Genomic DNA, 18,590 nt, shown 5'->3' on the forward strand with positions numbered 1-18,590 from the left:
CCATGTTTACCTCTAAATCGAACGACGAGCTGAAGTCACTGCTTGCGCCTATTCGAAAGCAACTGGGCTTGCGTGTATGGATACAGCAGCTAACGGTCTATGGTTTGTGGGGAATGGGGGCGAGTCTGGTGCTCCTCCTCCTTGCCCGTATCTGGCCGATTCCGTTTTACCAATGGATCGCGGTAGTACTGCCAGTGCTTGTTGTCATCACGGGTCTGGTGCGTGCGCTTTGGATGCGCCCTACCTGGCTCCACTGTGCGCAAGTGGCAGACGGTAATGGTTTGGCTCAGCGAGTCGTCACAGCATGGGAGAATCAAGAGAATCAGTCGATGGTAGCGGGTATGCAGAGGGAAGACGCCCTGCAGCATCTGCGTAAAAATTTGCCGCAAATCGTAGAGAGCGTCCGCATCTGGTCACTGGTCCAAAGAAAGGTGTATGTCACAAGCAGCTTGCTATTGGTATGCCTGGTGCTGTTTCTTTGGCCGAATCCGCAAGACTTGCGACTGGCCCAGATAGCAGAGGAAAAGAAAGCAATCGCGCAGGTCAAGGAAGAAGTAGAGGAAATCAAACAGGACGTAAAAAAGAATACAGGCTTAACCGACGTGCAGAAAAAGCAGCTGGAGGAAATGCTGGAGCAGGCAAAAAAGGCTCTGGCGAAAGCAGACGATCCGGCAGAACGTCAAAATGCATTGCGCGCTGCGGAAAAACAATTGGAGAAGGTCAGAGATGCAGAGCAGCACAAAGAAAAAGCGCTGCAAGCACTCCAGCGCAGCTTGGGTAATCAAGAAGGGACCAAATCCTTGGCTGGCGCGATGGAAGCGAAAGATCGACAAGCGATGACCGAGGCCCTGGCACAAATGGCAAAAGCCATAGAAAGCATGCCGCAAAAAGAGCGGGAAGAGATCGCCCGCGAACTCGCAAGTGCAGCAGAACAATTGAAAAAAGAGGCAGAGTCTGCCGACTCGAAGGAGCTGGAGGATATCGCCAAACAACTGACGGAGGCAGCCCAGCAAACAGCGCAAGGACAAATGCCTCAAGCAATGACTGCGCTCGAGAACAGCTTGATGCAAGCGATGACGGGCATCCAGCAATCTCAGCAAGCCATGCTTGCAGCTATACATGCCGCTGCTTCGCTCAATCAGTCGCAGATGACGCTTGCCAGTGCAGGCGCACAAGCAGGAAATGCTGGAGCGAGTGGAGCTGGGGCAGGTACGGCGGCAACAGGCCAGGCGACTCCAGCATCGGGGACACCCGGGAATCAGCCAACTGCGGCAACACCGGGAACAGGTACCAATCCCAATCAAGGGACGAACCCGGCAAACCAGTCCGGAAATGGAAATAATGGCTCCGGGCAAGGGAATGGAAACGGAAACGGTAATGGCAACGGCAACGGAAATGGAAATGGAAATGGAAATGGAAATGGAAATGGAAATGGAAATGGCGGTCAAGGAAGCGGTCAAGGTGGCGGGGCCGGGTTAGGAAAAGGCAAACACGAGCTCGTTACCGTCCCGGCAGATCGCATAGGTGGAGACAAAGGACCTGTTGATACAGTCGGAGGTACACTCGGGTCAGGACCTTCCCAGTCGCAGCAAAGCGGAAACACACAAGTCTCCTCCGGTGGAACACTGCCGTATGAGGAAGTGTACGGCCAGTATGAGCAATTTGCCCGTGAAAGTATGGAAAAGGGCAGTATTCCCGGCGATTACCAACAGATCGTAAAGGATTATTTCAGCAAAATTGAGCCTTAGATCATTCAACAACAGAAAGGAGACACGGCGATGGCGCAGCAAACGCTAGAGGATTGCTTGCAGCGAGTAGAGCTTGTCAGGCAGGAGATTGGAAAGGTATTGGTAGGACAAAAAGATGTGGTCGAGCAACTTCTGTGGGCCGTGTTTGCAGGTGGACATGCGCTTTTGGAAGGCGTACCCGGATTGGGCAAAACGCTGCTTGTTCGGACACTGTCTCAAGCCTTCGAGCTGTCGTTTCAGCGTATTCAGTTCACACCGGACCTGATGCCGACAGACATTACTGGAACGAACATCCTGTTGGTCGACGAGAAGGGTCAGCAGTCTTTCCAATTCCAACATGGTCCGATCTTCGCTCATGTCGTGCTGGCTGACGAAATCAACCGGGCGACGCCGAAGACGCAAAGCGCTCTGTTGGAGGCCATGCAGGAGCGAACCGTTTCTGCCGGCGGTGTGACTCGTCAGCTGCCGGCGCCATTCTTCGTTCTCGCGACACAGAACCCGCTGGAACAGGAAGGGACATACCCGTTGCCAGAAGCGCAAATGGACCGCTTTTTATTGAAGATCGACGTGCCGTATCCGACGGAAGAAGAACTGAAAATGATCGTGCGGCAAACGACCACGAGTCAGGTGATCACCGTGGAAAAAGTGGCTTCAGCCGAGCAAATTGCTGAGATTCAGCAGGCAGCGCGTGAAGTGCTGGTTGCCGATGCGGTACTAGATTACGCCGTGAAGCTGCTTTTAGCGACGCATCCGGGGGAACAGGCGATTGCTTCCGTGAACAAATATGTGCGCAACGGTGCAGGTCCACGTGGCGTGCAGGCGATTGTCTCCTTGGCAAAGGTACGTGCGTTATTGGCTGGCCGATACAATCTGGCATACGAGGACGTGACAGCAGTTGCTCTGCCAGCGTTGCGCCACCGCATTTTCCTCAATTTTGAAGGAGAGGCAAACGGCATCCGACCAGACCGCGTCATTATGGATATTTTGGACGAACTGGGGACGCAGAAAGTATGAATCAACACCTGCTTGATCCGTCATGGCTCGCCAGACTGGAGCGAATGCAGATGGCTAGCCGCAAAGCGGTCAGCGGTAGCCAGGCAGGCAAGCGAAGGGCGAGACAGCTGGGCAGCTCCATGGAGTTCGCGGACTTTCGGGCGTATGTTCCCGGCGATGATTTGCGGCAGCTCGATTGGAATGCGTATGCCCGTTCAGGCAAGCTGTTTTTGAAAAAGTACTTGGATGAAACAGAGCTTCATGTGAACTTGTATATCGATTGCAGTCGCTCGATGAGCTACGGGCAACCGAACAAAATGGCCCGAGCTGTCGAGATTGCCGCGGCTCTTGGCTATTTGTCCCTGTGCCATCTCGATCATGTGTCGGTCTATGCATTTGACAGCCGCATTACGGCAGCACTTACCGGGCTGCAAGGAAAGAGTCAGGCACATCGCTTGCTCAGCTTCCTATCTTCCCTGCAAGAAGGGGAAGCAGGTGATATTCAAACGGCAATGCGTCAGCCTGGGGCTGTCAGCGGCAAAGCTGGCACATCTATCGTGCTGTCGGACTTTTTGTTCGAGTCAGGCTATACGGAAGGCATCGCGTATTTGCAGGCGGCCAAACAAGAGGTCACGCTGGTTCAGGTGCTTTCCAAAGAAGAGCTTGCGCCCGAGTATGCGGGAGAGCTGCGGTTGATAGATTCAGAGACCGGGCAAGCAAAAGAAGTATCCCTGACCAGCCTTTTGATGGAAGAGTACCACAAGAGCTTGCAAGATTATCAACAAGAACTGTCCGCGTTTGCTTATGGAAGAGGGATCGCCTTCGTGTCTGTAGAGGCGGAACAATCGCTGGAATCGATTGTCTTCCATGTCTTTCGTCAGGCCGGCTTGATTCGCTAGAGAGGAGAGAGACTACATGCAGTGGATGGGTTTGGGCAACTTGTGGTTTGCGCTGATTATCCCGGCCATCATCGTCCTCTACCTGCTCAAGCGAAAAGTAGAGGATCGTGTCATACCAAGTACACTCCTGTGGCAGCGCACGATGCAAAACTGGGAAGCGGTGAAACCGTGGGAAAGGCTGCGGCGTAACCTGTTGTTGCTGCTGCAACTGCTCGTTGCCTGCATGCTCGTGCTGGCTTTGATACGACCGGCCGTTCCCACTGAGGGAATCACATCCGACCATACGATTTTGGTCGTGGATACATCAGGGAGCATGATGGCGAAGGAAGGGAACGAGACGCGGCTAGAACGAGCCGTTTTACAGGCAAAAGCACTCGTAGAGAAGCTGGGAAGTAGCCAGACAATGACCCTCATCGAGGCAGGGCGTGAGCCGAATGTTTTGGTTTCCAAAAGTGCAGACAAAGAGCCGCTCTTGCAAGCCATCGAAAAGCTTGCGCCTTTTTCCGGGACATCCGATCAAATCGCTGCGTTGTCATTAGCGGGAGCTATTGCAGAGAATGAACCAGGTAGTGGAGTGGTTTGGATGGGGGACGGAAGCGGGGAACGCAAGCTGGATGGAGGCCCAGTTCCTGCTTTTTCCGGGAGCTTTCAGTTTATGCAGATGGGAAGCACCCGCGAGAATACCGCAATCGGTGTTTTTGTGACCCAGCCGACGGAAAAAGGGGTAGAGGGACTGCTGCGGGTGGACAATCACGGCAGTATGCCTGCGAAAGGAAAAGTCACTATTTTTGATGAGCAAGACAAGTTGCTGGATACCGATTCTTTTGCGATTGGGGCAGGTAGCTCCCAGACATTTTCGTTTCAGAAGCTAGCGGTGTCTAGCGTCTATCGTGCAGTCATCGAACCGGAGCAGGACGGACTTTCCCAGGATAATGTCATGTGGAGCGTGCCATTCGCTGCCGGGAGGGGAAAGGCAGCGTTGTATTCGCCAGAGGGGAACCGCTTCCTCCATCAAGTATTGCAGACAGTCGGAAGTCTTGAGGTGGAAACGATTCAGCAGGCACCGGTTACAGCGGCGGCTGCGCGTGACTTGTGGGTTTTTGACGGAGTCGTGCCAGAACAGTTGCCAAAAGGAAACATTTTGTTGATTGCTCCGAACAAGAAAACAGAGTGGTTACCGCTTGCTGGGGAAAAAGAACTGGATCAACAGCCAAGGCCAGTTTCCCCGGATGACCCTCTGCTCAAGCACGTAGATTGGCGGGATGTGCACGTCGCCAAAGGATACGTATTGGACGAGATGCCTGGTATGAAGCCATTGGTACGCGCAGGCGATGTCGATCTGGTCAGAGCCGGGATCATAGACGGGCGTCGAATGGTCATCATCGGATTTGATTTGCATGCATCGGATTTTCCACTGCGTCCTGCTTTTCCGATTTTCATGCAAAATATCGTCAATTGGCTGTCACCTGGTCAAACAGCCCCAATCCCCACGGCACATCCGGGAGAGGTCTTGACCATCCCACTCTCACCTGGAGCGACAACACGTACCTTGACGTATCCGAATGGACACCAGCAGTCTCTTACGGAGGACGCCACGTCGAAAACGATGCAACTACCGGAGCTGACCGGACTATATCGTCTTGACGAAGGGGTAGATACCGGGACCAAAAGTACGTATTTTACTGTCCAAATGAATGAGGAAGAATCGAATATTACACCAAAGTCTGTGAGCGTTGCCCGGAAGAATGCCGAAGAACAAAAGGAGAGTGAGGAAGCAACAGCGACTGACACAACAGGAGCACTGGGAACGAAGGAGTTGACCTATTGGTTGGCGGCGTTTGCTCTCTTGGTGTTATTGGTGGAATGGAGGGTGTATCAGCGTGGGTATTAACTTTATACAGCCGCTATTCCTGTTGTTATTGCTTCCCGTTGCGTACGTCATCATCAGCTGGTGGCGACATCAAAAGCAAATGCCAATGGCCAGAAAGGCGACAATTGCAACTATTCGCTCGCTCTTGTTCCTCCTTCTGGTGTTGGCGTTGGCAGGGACACAGCTATTGACACCTGTTCAGGCGAAAACGATTGTGTTTGTTGTAGATCGATCCGCTTCTATGAAGGACGATCCGCGGGTTCTCTCCTTTCTGCGCGAGGCGATCGGGCAAAAGCAAGTAGCAGATAAGTATGCTGTCATTGCAGTAGGTGCAGAGGCAGCGGTTGATCAACCGTTGACGATACGCCAAGAGGTACAGCCCTTGGGCGTGGATGTCAACCGGAATGCAACCAATTTGGCAGAAGGAATCCGATTGGCGTCTGCCATGATCCCTACCAATGCCAGAGGAAAAGTCGTCTTGCTGACAGATGGTCAGGAAACAAACGGAGATGCGGCACGGCAGACAAGACTGGCGAGGGAGCGAGGAATCGCTGTAGAGGCTGTTTCCTTACAGCAGCCACACGGGGATGAGGTCGTTCTTTCATCTGTACAGGTACCGCAAAGACTGTATGCGGGAGAGGAATACGGCATCACCGTTGATGTGGAGAGTACAATAGCAACCGAGGCAACCCTACGCTTGTATGAAGGCAATCGAGAGGCGGGCCAGCAAACGGTACAGATCGGCAAGGGCAACAACCGCTTCGTTTTTTCGCAAAAAGCGATGCAGCAGGGCTTCCATCGCTATCGCGTGGAAATCGAGCCGCGACAAGATACCGTAGCGGCGAACAATCAGGCTACTGCCTACACACAGGTAGCCGGGGCACCAGTCGTGCTCGTAGCCGAAGGGCATCCAGGTGCCGCCAGCAACCTCATTCAAGCGCTGGAAGCGGGCAATATCAAGGTGGAGCTGCGCGATCTTGCACTGCTGCCAAAGGAGCTTGAGGGCTACAAACAATTTGCCTCCATCGTACTGGCAGATGTGCCTGCTACCAGCATGACTGATGCGGATATGGAACGGATGCGGACCGCTGTACGTGATTTGGGCATTGGTTTGATCATGACAGGGGGGAAAGATAGCTTCGGCATGGGTGGCTGGTTCCAGACACCAATCGAAGAGGCATTGCCCGTTCACATGGATTTGAAAGGGAAGGAACAGCTCCCTACGCTCGGGCTCCAACTGGTCATCGACAAATCGGGCAGTATGAGTGCCGATGCCAGAGGTGCGGATAAGATGGCGCTGGCTAGAGAAGCCGCAATTCGAGCGACAACCATGATGAATGCACAGGACTATATCGGGGTGATCGCATTTGACGATGCGCCATGGGATGTCGTAGCGCCACAATCTGTCACGAAGCTGGATGAAATCCAACAGCAGATCAGCAAAATCCAAGCGGATGGCGGGACCGATATTTTCCCTGCCTTACAGCTGGGCTACGAACGTGTAAAGGCGATGAACACCCAGCGCAAGCATGTTATTTTGCTCACAGATGGGCAGTCTGCAATCGGCGATGATTACGAGGGCCTGCTACAACAAATGACGGCTGAAAATATTACCGTTTCAACTGTGGCGCTGGGTGATGATTCGGATAGGTCGCTGCTGGAGATGATTGCCGAGTTAGGAAAGGGCAGATATTACTTTGCCAACGATGCCGAATCTATCCCGAAAATCTTCAGTAAGGAAACAGCGTTAGCCAGTCGCACGTTTATTGTAGAGAAGCCCCAAGTACCAGGCTATACAGGGATGGGAGCATGGCCTACGCTGAAGCAGACATTGCCTCCAGTGCGAGCGTATATAGCAACAACACCGAAGCAAACAGCTGAATCATCCTTGATGAGTGCTGACGATGATCCGATTCTCACCCGCTGGCAGTACGGCCTGGGGCGTTCTGTCGCCTGGACGAGTGATCTGGAAGGGAAGTGGTCACCGGACTGGGTGGCTTGGGGAGGAAACAGCCGTCTGTGGAACGAAATCGTGGCATGGACTTTCCCACAAATTACAGAAGGCACTTGGAAGACGACCACGAGCGTGAACGGCGCAAAAGGCAATGTGAGGGTTACGATGCCAGCTGGTGGAAGCATGCCTCAAGAGATGGAGGCAGTGGTTCTCAATCAAGAGATGAAGCGAGAAGTCATCAAGCTTAAGCCGGTTGCGCCAGGCGTCATGGAGGGTGAATTCGAGACAGCTGATCCGGGCACTTACATGATTCAGATCTCCCAAAAAAATCAAGGCCGAGTCATGGCGAGCCAAACGACTGGATTGACCGTTTCCTATTCACCCGAATACGGAATACATGCCGATGGAGAGAAAGAACTTCAAGAGTGGCTAAGTGCCGGTGGCGGGAATCAGATCACCAAACCGGAAGAAGCTTTTGGCGGCACGCTTCCTGATAAATGGGACACACAGTCAATCAGTGAGTGGTTGCTGATGTTGGCGGCTTTGCTGCTGCCAATCGATATCGCCGTTCGCCGTCTGCAGTTGCCGGATCAATGGTGGGCAAGGCTATCTAGTCTATGGAGATTGCGCAAGTCCACGTCTGCCGATTCTGAACAACAGGCAGTATTGTCTCGCCTCGGCGAGAAGCGCTCTGCGACAAGACGGACACGTGAAGAGCGGATAGATGACCAGAAAGTCGTATCTGCTCCTCTTATTCATCCGGTAGGGACGGCTGGAAATCGGGTGAAGCCAGCAGCAATCAAGAACGAGCAGGCAAAAGAGAAGCAGGAGAAGCAAACACAGCCTGACGAAACGCTAAACAGACTATTGGCGGCCAAGAACCGGAAAAAGTCTCAGTAACAGACAAAAAAGAAAGCAGCAGCCTGGCGAAAATCGCTACGGACTGCTGTTTTCTTTTTAGAGATGCTCTTCATACACGAGCGGGATTGCTATACCAAAAGCAGTGTCACCTGTAGGCAGGCTCTCTTCCATTGATGCATCAGGATTATTCGCGCGGAAAGCAACTTCATAGGTTTCACCTGGCGCTACCTGGAGAGTGTCCGTCCACCATGGACTTCCTGTCACCTTTTTGCCGTCTCGACTCAAGATGAGCATGTGATGACCATGCAGATACATCGATTGATCCTGGAAGCTGCGGTTGACGAAAGTCAGCTTTATGAGATCCCCTTCTTCCATCATCATTCGCGTCTCAGGAAGCAAGTCGCCATTTACCGTCGACAAACGCTCGAATTGACCGTCAAAAAATCCGTACTGACCATCAATGAGCAGTTGATATTCCCGATCAAAATGGGAAGAGAGATCAAAAGGAAGCGCAATCGGACTGCCGTAACGTGCAGGGTCAAAGACAGAAAGCTCTGCATCTAAGAAGGGCACAGCATCTTCGGACCCGTCTGGACGTAAGAGTAGCCCTTTGTCATGCTGGCTTGCAGCTGGAGCAAATAGCACGGGACGATTAGGCATCGTAAACTGAATGTCGTATCGCCCGCCTGCCCCCGGCTGCAAGGCTTGATTGGCAATCAAATTCGGTTCGTTTACCTCGGTTCCGTCAATCGCTACTACCTGAAAAGGAGTTCCTTGCAGCAAATAGGTGACAGGAGCATTTTCTGCGTTAATAAAGCGAAGGCGAACCGTTGTGCCAGGAGTAACTGTTTCGATTTTTCGTGTATGTGAGCCGTTTAACATCGCGCCTGCCTTTTCGTCCTTGTGATGAATCATGGCGATGTCGCGGATGGGTGCGCCTGTAGTGGTAGCCTCGGCTGGCTCGATCACAAGGGCGCCGAACAGTCCGTTCACTACTTGCTCAGGAATTTGCTGATGAGAATGATACCAATACGTTCCTGTTTGTTCTGCACGAAAACGATAAACAGATTTTTCTCCTTTTGCAATGCGATCATAGCTAGCGGGAGTCTGCATGCCATGCCAGTGGATGTCTATCCCTTCGGAAATATCCTTGTTCAAAAGGATGATTTCGACGAGCTCCCCTTGCTTCATACGCAGCTCAGGCCCGGGATATTGTCCATTCAGGGTCCATGCTTCTACGGTTTTTCCTGATGCTTGAAGGATGGGTGTTTTCTGTGCGTTCAGCGAAAACGTTCGATCCGGGGTTTCTTGTTTTGGTTCTGTTGGCCCATCGACACTTCCAAGTTTCCCTGTGGAAGGCATCGAATGGGCACTCGCCTTTACAGGGAAAACGAAATCGGGGAAAGCGTGATCGTCCTGATTCTGACCTCCCGAAGGTGAATGATCGGGAAGGCGACTCGCTATCATCGCTTGATTTCCCCAGATCGTCGCAAGTAAAGCAGTCATCAGAAGAAACGTGGCAAAACGGATAAAGCGATGTAGGCGACGTGGTTTTACCCAAATTTCCGCAGTGGAATGGTATTGATGCTGCCACGATTGCTGAATCCAGAGCAGGGAGACTCCGGCTAATAATACGCCCCAAGCGAGAAACAAAATGGACGGTTCCAGTGTAACAGCCGGAAAAAAGACTTGAAGAAAGAGTGCGATCAGACAACTCAAGACGCTAGCTTGTAGCGGAACGAGCAATTCGGGGCAAGATGCATCTCCTCGCCACTCTGCATCTAATGCGTCGTTTAGATCTGGCGAGTTTGCTTTTGCAGACCTAGCATTTTTCTCTTGTAACAAAATGCGGGTATAATCCGTATCTACTTGTGACTGCCTTGACTCTCTGCCGCCTTTCCCGGTCAACTCCCACAATCGTGGAAAAGTAGAGAGAAGGCAAAAGAGCAATGGAACAAAAATAAAAGGTAAAAAGCCAAGCAACGTATCCTTTATGTAAAGCCAACCAAAGGATTCAAACAAAACCCATGTCATCACCAAATGCCCCGCAAATACAAAAAGGGCCGACCATGAAAAACATAAAGTGATGCGAGCACTGCTTATGAAAGCCCGTTTCGTCGGACGGAAAACGAGCTGGTTTGCCATGATTGTTGGGACCAGCATGACGATGAGAAGGACCAGAAACAATCCTTGATGAATCCCGGCAAGCACTTCAAAATCAGCCATGATCAGTTCCTCCTGTTTACTAGTTCGATACTAATGATATAGAGAAACGGCTGAAGACCAAACGTACCGAGGCAGTATTTTCACTCCGCCTTAAGTCGGAGAAGTGCGCTTGATCTACATACAGGATATACATTACAATTTTAGTAATCTTTCTCGGATTATCAGAATATTGGGAAGGGGGCTTTTTCTCATGTCCTTTGATTTTGTACAAACGTAACAACGCGCTCGAGCTCCTCCTGCCTCGTCTGGTTTGGAAATGAACAGACTGGTATAAATGAGAGGAGAAGCAGAAATGGAAAATAAGGATTGGATCAAAAGCTTTCAAGAGGAAGTGGAGGCACCATTCGCTGGGTGGGATTTTGCCAGATTGACTGCGACAGGCAGGATGCAGGATGCACCACTTGGCTGGAACTACGTAAATATCGTGAAAAAGAACATGCTTGGGATTCGCTCTATGCTGGAAATGGGAACAGGCGGTGGAGAACTGTTTTCTACGCTTGCGCCGTTCCCTGTGGAGACGTATGCGACAGAAGGCTATGAGCCGAATGTAGCGGTGGCAAAAGCCAATCTGGAGCCCTTGGGTGTTCGTGTGTTTCCGGTAGACGGGGAAGAAATATTGCCTTTTGAGGATCAGTCACTCGACTTGATTATCAATCGACATGAAGCTTATTTGCCGTCTGAAATGAAGCGCCTGTTGAAGCCAGGGGGCACATTTGTCACTCAGCAAGTAGGCGGTCAAGACAATCTCGACCTGAATCGATTGCTGGGCGCTCCAATTCCGCCTGATTACTTGCACTGGAATCTTGCCTATGCAGTGAACGAGCTGGAGGAAGTCGGTCTTACGATTGTGGAGCAAAGAGAGGAAATGAGCCTTTCACGTTTTTACGATATCGGTGCCATTGTTTACTACTTGAAGGCGATCGAATGGCAGATTCGCGACTTTACTGTAGAAAAGTACGCGGATGCCTTGCTCGATCTGCACCAAAAAATCGAAGCGGTTGGGTATATCGATATTCCTACCCATCGATTTTTCCTGATTGCCCAACAAAAGTCCTAATTAAATCACTACCGATTGTCGATAAGACTGGTAGGGAGTGTTTAGGAAAAGCACCCTTTTTGGGTGTTTTTTTTATCGAGTATCACCGTGTGAGAACAACAATGCTGATCCTTTTACGAAAAGGCAAAACCTCCCGCAACAATGCATCTGCTCCCAGGTGGGTAGTCCGCAATACACATATCGTAACCGGCGAAGGAGAAGTGAAACAGGATGAGTAAGAGCTTGGCAACACGGGTCGTTGCTCTTGTAGCGGTGATCATTGCCGTCATGATGGCAATCAATATTATTATGATTTACGAAAATAGCGTAACTACTGTTGAAAAGACACTCTCGCGCTCAAGCATCAACACAGCCTTGCATATCTCCCAAGGGCTTGACTCAGAGAAGATAGCGAAATTTATATCTCAGCCACAAGAATCTGACGATTACTGGTCTATCCGAAATTTGTTGCTTGATTACACCGAAAAAACAGGTGCCCTTTATGTTTATATTCTTCATGCAGACGGTGAAAAGGTAAGGATTATGGTGGATGGAACGGCGAAAGGAGCAAAGGGAGCATCTGCAATCGGTCAAGAGACAACCTCTACTGGCATAGCTGACATTGCTCCTGCCCTGGAAGGCGGATCGAACAGTACGCCAATCGTCAAAGACCCTGTGTTCGGGGACTACCTGAGTGCATTCGCACCGATTGAAGATCCATCTGGTCAAGTAATTGCGGTGCTAGGTGTAGATACTGCGGCAGACAAAGTGGAACTGATTAATGATCAGGTTTTGGATGAGACCATGCCACGCATCATTCTCTCTATGATTGTCGTAACGATTATTGCTTTGGTTGCTGTATTCTTTTTGATCAAGAAGATGCTGCGTCCACTGCAAGTTGTACAAGAGGCGTCTATGCGTATTGCTTCTGGTGATCTCACGTCTACAGAGATTTCTGTTTCCAACAAAAAAGACGAGATTGGCCGAATTGTCGTTGCTTTTGGTGAGATGACGACACAGCTGCGTCAAATCATTGGCGGTGTAAAAGAGACAACCGAGCATATCGACAGCATGGCGAATTCCATTCGGGAAGGTGCCAACTCTGTCCGCGAGCAAAACAAAAATATCGTGGTTACCAGCCAAGAGATTGCGCAGGGGAATGAGCAGACAGCAACTGCGATGGAGATGACGGTGCAAACGGTTCAAGAATTCTTGAGCGAGCTGTCTGAATTGAATACGGCGATGGACGAGATGGATGCAGTATCCAATCGCGTGTCCGATATCGGAGAGAGCAGCTACAAAGTATTGCAAGAGTTTTTGGCAGATGGAACAGAGACGAACAAACAATTTCATGAAGTGCAAAATACAATGGCGATTCTTGAAGAAAAATCGAGCCGAATTAACGACGTGATTGAAACGATTCAGCAAATCGCCGGACAGACCAATCTGTTGGCATTGAATGCAGCCATCGAGAGCGCGCGTGCTGGCGAAGCGGGCAGAGGCTTCGCAGTGGTAGCGGGAGAAGTTCGCAAGCTGGCTGAACAGACAGGTGCGGCAACCCACGTCATTCAGGAGAGCATCAAAGACATTCAAGATCAGGTAAGACAAGCTACGGAAAAGACAAATGCGACGCTGGATCGCTACAACGCGGGTACAGAGCGTTTGGATTCCGTTACACAAGGCATTACGGCTCTGTCTGACATGACGCATACCTTGAAGACGTCGCTTGCGAATGTCATGGCGAGCGTAGAGACGATGAAGCAAGGTCAGAACAAGGTGAATGAATCCGTGTTGACGGTTACTGCCATCTCGGAACAAACAGCAGCAGCTACTGAAGAAGTATCTGCTACGATGCATGAGGTCAGTGGAAACGTTGATCAGTTCGTGTCTGAAACGGAGCAGGTGACAGACAGCATTCAGGAGCTGCGCAGCAAGGTGGATACGTTCCGACTCTAAACAAATCACTTTATCAATAAATAAAAAAGCAGCTCTTCTACTGATGAAGAGCTGCTTTTTTTGTGGCTGTAGTGGAGGGAAGAAGCGGCATTTGATAAAAAGCATTCTTTAACTACAATAACCCAATGAGCACAAGAACTACACCGTGAAAACCCAACAGAATCATGCGCAGCCAGCTAAATGACTGTTTCAACTGACCATCTCGAATCGGAAAAATCGCATACCCGTTTCGCTTTTGCTGGTGGCGCCAGAGGGTGCCGATCTGGCTGGCAGTCATGAAGAGAAAGAGCAGGCCGGCAATGATTTTTGCATATGGGCCTGGCAAAATCAGGACCAGGAAGGCGGATAGCAGGATGAGCCTGAAGTATATACCCGCAAAGTCACCAGATCGAATAAATTTTTTGGTAAACAAATGACGTCCTGCTGTTGATTGACGATAAGGCAGCAGCTTCGTCAGGGCAATGAGCCACGAGCGTGACTTCACCTGGTGCTGCATGGCAGGGACATCCCGGAAGTTATTCATGAACTGATAAAAGCGGTGACGCAAGCCGCTTTCGATAGCCAGCAGGCGATACCATTGTATGGAATGTTTTTTCTTATAGGTCAACATTCGCAAATGGAGCCAGATCAAGAGCGCAGCGCAGATCAGAACACCAAATGGGATCATACCCACGCGTAAGAATTGTCCTTCACTCAATACCCAAGCGAGGAGGATATACGAAAAGGCAAATCGAGCGAGCGTATAGAATCCGATCTTCTTCTGATCTGGCAAACGTAAGAACGTCCAACTGCTGTAAACATTCCACCCCTTCAAGAGCAGGGGAATGCACCAATAAACCCACAGCTGCACGCCTTGTGCACCTACGACCTCTGTATACATAGGCATGAGCAGGAGCAGGACGATAAACACCACGATGCTCTGAGTAGCAAAATTGTAGACGAGCGCCTTCCGGAAATAGCGATCCAGCCTTACTTCGTGCGGAGTCAAAAAAAGCAAATCCGCTTCCAATAAAAACGTGCGTAGGGGGCTTCTCACAACGACAAAAGCAATTACGAGAGCCATGGCATACGGCAAAGGGAACCAGGGTGGGATCATCGCGATGATGCTGCGGTAGTAGAAGGCGAGCAAGCCCATCAAAAAGATCGCGACGAACATCAGGCCGCCATTGGCCATGTACTGGGCATATCGAATGAATTCGACTGAAAAGGCATGGAACCGTTTGCGAAATAATTGATCTACGTCTATTTTCACTGGCCGTCATCCTCTACGATATGCAAGTATATGTCGTCCAAGGAGCTATCTGGGAGCCCTGTAATACCCCGAAGCTCCTCTAACGTTCCTTGGGCTCTAATCTCGCCTTTGTGCAAAATGATGAATCGGTCACAATGCTTTTCGGCGGTGGCCAAAATATGTGTGGACATCAGAATGCCAGCTCCTTGCTCCTTGCAACGGTTTAACCACGTGAGAAGAGAACGAATCCCCAGAGGGTCCAGACCCAGGATCGGTTCATCCACGATGTACAGAGGCGGTTGTACGAGCAGCGCCATCATGATCATGAGCTTTTGTCTCATGCCTTTGGAAAACTGCTGGGGAAATCGGTCTTTCATTTCTTCCATGCGGAATTCTTTTAAGAGAGGACGTGCCCGTTCATAAAAAACTTCCTGGTCCAGCCCATGGCTCATGGCCATTAACTCGATATGCTCCCACAGCGTAAGCTCTTCGTAATAAATGGGTGACTCGGGAATATACCCGTAAGACAAACGATAGTTTTCAGGGTCTGATTGAAAGGTCTTCCCCGCAATGCTGATTTCGCCTGCGTTTGGTTCCAAGAGTCCTAAAATATGCTTGATGGTCGTGCTTTTGCCTGCGCCATTCAGCCCGATTAGCGCTACAATTTCCTTTTCGCGTATGTGAAAGGAGACGTCTTTGATTACAGCGTGGTTGTAAGAGTACCCACCCGTTACCCCTTTTACCTCCAGCAAGGTTGTCATGGTATCCTCCTTTATGAATAAACGGTCATGTCCCCGTTTATTTGAGAGAAATGCTAGATAGTCTTCCATCTATTTTAGCTGAATTCAGGATTTGGAAATACATTTGTTTGCCGCCTTTTTTTACACGAGACTGAACAAAGAGGGATAACCGTACAAGCAATGCTTCTCTCCGCTACATAAACAAGTAGTATAAAGGACGGACGGGGGAGGTGGAATCTATGACAGCGGGACCATATGAAAATCAGAGAAATATAGATCAGCATATACAGCGCATCTATTTGAAATTAGACAAATTCGAAGAACGAATCGATCAGCTTGAGGGACAAATGATAGTAGTCACGAAATGGTTGGAACGAATTGAACATCAATTGGGACGCATGGAGGATGTGCGTTATGATGTACTGCAAGTTTTGAACAAGTTGCAAACCGAGTTAGAAATGAAAGCAGAGAAGACGGAAAAAGACAAAGATATTATCCTGCAATTACTGGAGAACGATACGCGGGACAAGGAAGCACTCGCTCAGTTCATGGAAGTAGAAAAAGACAGGAAACAAGAACGCTTTTTACAGGTTTGGGCAGTTTTAGGTCCTGTCATCGCCTCCGTTCTCTCCTCTTTTTTTACCCGATTTTTTATGTAGCGCATAATATGTTTAGAATGTGGAAAAGTTGTGTAATACGCTTTCCATTTTTCTACCGTAACTTCTTTCTATACTTGGAGGGCAGATTATAGAAAGAGAGGATATCCAAGTGAAGAAGTTTGATCTTTCCATGCTTTCGGTTGCCATATTATTAACGGGGTTAGCTGTTTTAGGGTTTTATCAATCATGGGCAAAAGGCAATGACCCTGTATTGGTAACGGCTGGCGATACCTCCATTACACAAAATCAGCTTTACAGTGAAATGAAAAAAATGTACGGAAAACAAACGATACATGAACTTGTTGCGGAAGCGTTAATCAAGCAGGAAGCCAAGGCGCAAAACGTCGCGGTGACGCAAGAAGATATGGATAAAGAGATAGATTCGATGAAACAACAGGTAGGTTCACCTGAGGCATTCCAAAACTACTTGAAGAGTATGGGAATGACCGAGGCCCAGCTGCGGGATAAGTTGAGCGTGCTCATGACACGGGATAGGTTGTTGGATAAAGCATTCCCGGTTACCGAGGAGCAAATTAAAACCTACTACGATACAAATAAAGAACAGCTGGGGTCACCGGCACCTGAGTTTGATAAAGTCAAAGATCAGATCAAGATAATGCTGACTGACCAAAATCGCAGTCAGAACTACGGTACCTGGTTAAATACGCTTCAGGAAAAACATAAAGTAGAATGGCACGACCCATCCTTTGACGATGCACCAGTGCCAGGTGATGCACAAACACCTGCTCCATAGTGTAGAACACATACCAAAAGACCTTGTCCTCTTAAATGAGTGCGAGGTCTTTTTCTGTGAAAACGGATAGGAGCGTTTTGTTTAGTAATGGGAGCAATCGGAGAAACTGTGTTCATAATTGCCGATGTGAGGAGCAATCCGAATGGCTCAGATTGGTTGCAGCTTAGACGACAACGTTCACTATATTAAAGAATCGCTCGGATACAGCAATGATATTGTGATTCGAGAGGTAGTCCTAAATAGCCTAGAACCCATTCGGGCAGCTGTCTTGTATGCGGATGGCATGGTTGATTCGTATTTGGTACAAGCCGTATTAATCGATAGTCTTTTATACAAGACGCGTTTGAAGGAATGGGAAGGGATACGCGAGGACGAGTTCGTTCCCTTTTTAAAAGAATCGGTCCTGACCGTTGGGGATATGGGGGATTTATTCGACTTTCCCACATTGTTTACAGCATTGCTGTCCGGCTGTGTCATCATTCTCATAGATGGCTGCTCGCAAGGAATTCATATTGGTTTGCAGGAGTGGAGGGATAGAGGAGTCACTGAGCCGTCATCCCAAACAGTCATTCGTGGACCGCGGGAAAGCTTCACAGAGACACTCCGTACGAATATTACATTGCTACGGAGACGGATTTCCAGTGAAAAGCTATGGATTGAATTCAACAGAATTGGTGAGGAAACCAAGACAGAAGTCGCGGTTGTGTATATGAAAGGGATTGTAGAAGAGGGTGTTGTAGAAGAAGTACGCAATAGACTGGATCGAATCAGCATCGATGGCATCATGGAAAGCGGAATGATTGAGGAGTTGATCCAGGACGAAGCTTACACGCCTTTCCCTACGATCTCAAACTCGGAGCGCCCGGATGTGGTGGCTGCGAATCTATTAGAGGGACGCGTAGCGATTCTTGTAGATGGGACTCCCTTTGTTTTGACCGTGCCCTCTCTCTTTGTTGAGTTTTTTCATTCAGCGGAAGACTACTATCAGCGCTTTGATTTTAGTACGTTGATTCGCATGCTGCGGTTTGCCTGTTTTTTAATCGCGTTGCTTGCTCCCTCCCTCTATATCGCCATTACGACCTTCCACCAAGAGATGCTCCCGACACAGTTGCTAATTAGCTTGGCGGCACAGCGAGAAGGAGTGCCCTTTCCAGCCTTTATTGAGGCGATCATGATGGAAGTGGCTTTTGAGATATTGCGAGAGGCTGGAATCCGCATGCCGCGAGCAGTAGGTCAAGCCATTTCCATCGTGGGAACACTGGTTATCGGACAAGCAGCGGTGGAAGCGGGGATTGTTTCGGCCGCGATGGTCATTGTGGTCTCGATTACCGCAATATCCAGCTTTATTTTCCCAGCGAGCAATATGTCGATTACCGTGAGGATTCTTCGTTTTCCCCTGATGGTTCTGGCTGCTTCTTTTGGCATATACGGGGTCATTGTAGGGATGCTTGCCTTAGTGTTGCATTTATGCAGTCTGCGCTCATTTGGCGTACCGTATATGGAATCGTTTGCCCCGTTTTCCTTGAAAGAGCAAAGAGACACGATCCTTCGCTTGCCTCGCTGGGCCTTGGACAAACGCCCTGAATCGATTACCAAAAACAATTTGCGTCGCCAATCTAAAGGGATAAAGCCAATTCCACCGCAGAAGTAAGAGGCTTTTCAC

13 protein-coding genes are annotated in these 18,590 nt (G+C 49.7%); 10 read left to right on the forward strand and 3 right to left on the reverse strand.

Annotated features, from left to right (window positions below):
- Nucleotides 1-2 precede the first annotated feature (2 nt).
- From HPY28_RS25015 to HPY28_RS25035, 5 genes are read left to right on the forward strand one after another with little or no spacing between them, the layout of a single operon-like run.
- The gene (locus tag HPY28_RS25015; protein ID WP_174231651.1) at nt 3-1,748 is read left to right on the forward strand and encodes a hypothetical protein; all 1,746 of its coding nucleotides are present in this window, start codon (nt 3-5) and stop codon (nt 1,746-1,748) included.
- Nucleotides 1,749-1,778: 30 nt separating this feature from the next.
- On the forward strand, nt 1,779-2,762 hold the full coding sequence (locus HPY28_RS25020; protein ID WP_017251600.1) for an AAA family ATPase: 984 nt from the start codon (nt 1,779-1,781) through the stop codon (nt 2,760-2,762).
- Entirely contained in the window at nt 2,759-3,640 is an 882-nt protein-coding gene (locus HPY28_RS25025; protein WP_173622833.1) for a DUF58 domain-containing protein, read from the forward strand. The genes HPY28_RS25020 and HPY28_RS25025 overlap by 4 nt, the downstream gene beginning before the upstream one ends.
- Before the next feature lie 16 nt (nt 3,641-3,656).
- Nucleotides 3,657-5,531: a VWA domain-containing protein gene (locus HPY28_RS25030; protein ID WP_174231652.1), complete on the forward strand. Its 1,875-nt coding sequence runs from the start codon at nt 3,657-3,659 to the stop codon at nt 5,529-5,531.
- The gene (locus tag HPY28_RS25035; protein WP_174231653.1) at nt 5,521-8,364 is read left to right on the forward strand and encodes a VWA domain-containing protein; all 2,844 of its coding nucleotides are present in this window, start codon (nt 5,521-5,523) and stop codon (nt 8,362-8,364) included. The genes HPY28_RS25030 and HPY28_RS25035 overlap by 11 nt, the downstream gene beginning before the upstream one ends.
- A gap of 57 nt (nt 8,365-8,421) precedes the next feature.
- Here the strand turns inward: HPY28_RS25035 and HPY28_RS25040 are convergent, their stop codons facing one another.
- Nucleotides 8,422-10,551 (reverse strand): multicopper oxidase family protein, encoded by a 2,130-nt coding sequence (locus HPY28_RS25040; protein WP_174226310.1) that lies wholly within the window; start codon nt 10,549-10,551, stop codon nt 8,422-8,424.
- 292 nt (nt 10,552-10,843) lie between these two features.
- On the opposite strand from HPY28_RS25040, the gene HPY28_RS25045 reads away from it, so the two are divergent.
- Nucleotides 10,844-11,608 (forward strand): class I SAM-dependent methyltransferase, encoded by a 765-nt coding sequence (locus HPY28_RS25045; RefSeq protein WP_017251596.1) that lies wholly within the window; start codon nt 10,844-10,846, stop codon nt 11,606-11,608.
- Nucleotides 11,609-11,818: 210 nt separating this feature from the next.
- Entirely contained in the window at nt 11,819-13,543 is a 1,725-nt protein-coding gene (locus HPY28_RS25050; protein ID WP_017251594.1) for a methyl-accepting chemotaxis protein, read from the forward strand.
- 112 nt (nt 13,544-13,655) lie between these two features.
- Here HPY28_RS25050 and HPY28_RS25055 read toward each other — a convergent pair whose 3' ends face one another.
- Both HPY28_RS25055 and HPY28_RS25060 read right to left on the reverse strand, forming a co-directional pair.
- Nucleotides 13,656-14,795 carry an ABC transporter permease gene (locus HPY28_RS25055; RefSeq protein ID WP_173622837.1) on the reverse strand — a complete coding sequence of 380 codons (1,140 nt, stop codon included), beginning with the start codon at nt 14,793-14,795 and terminating at the stop codon, nt 13,656-13,658.
- A complete protein-coding gene (locus HPY28_RS25060; RefSeq protein ID WP_017251592.1) occupies nt 14,792-15,535 on the reverse strand; it encodes an ABC transporter ATP-binding protein in 744 nt (247 codons plus the stop codon). The genes HPY28_RS25055 and HPY28_RS25060 overlap by 4 nt, the downstream gene beginning before the upstream one ends.
- 218 nt (nt 15,536-15,753) lie before the next feature.
- Here HPY28_RS25060 and HPY28_RS25065 point away from each other — a divergent pair, with 218 nt between their 5' ends.
- The 3 genes from HPY28_RS25065 (at nt 15,754) to HPY28_RS25075 (ending at nt 18,578) form a co-directional block, all read left to right on the forward strand.
- The gene (locus tag HPY28_RS25065; RefSeq protein ID WP_017251591.1) at nt 15,754-16,173 is read left to right on the forward strand and encodes a hypothetical protein; all 420 of its coding nucleotides are present in this window, start codon (nt 15,754-15,756) and stop codon (nt 16,171-16,173) included.
- 109 nt (nt 16,174-16,282) lie between these two features.
- A complete protein-coding gene (locus HPY28_RS25070; protein WP_017251590.1) occupies nt 16,283-16,927 on the forward strand; it encodes a SurA N-terminal domain-containing protein in 645 nt (214 codons plus the stop codon).
- A 142-nt stretch (nt 16,928-17,069) separates the two neighbouring features.
- On the forward strand, nt 17,070-18,578 hold the full coding sequence (locus HPY28_RS25075) for a spore germination protein (protein WP_174231654.1): 1,509 nt from the start codon (nt 17,070-17,072) through the stop codon (nt 18,576-18,578).
- The last annotated feature ends 12 nt before the right edge of the window (nt 18,579-18,590 follow it).

The organism is Brevibacillus sp. HB1.2 (assembly GCF_013332495.1).
GTDB classification, from domain to species: Bacteria; Bacillota; Bacilli; order Brevibacillales; family Brevibacillaceae; genus Brevibacillus; species Brevibacillus porteri.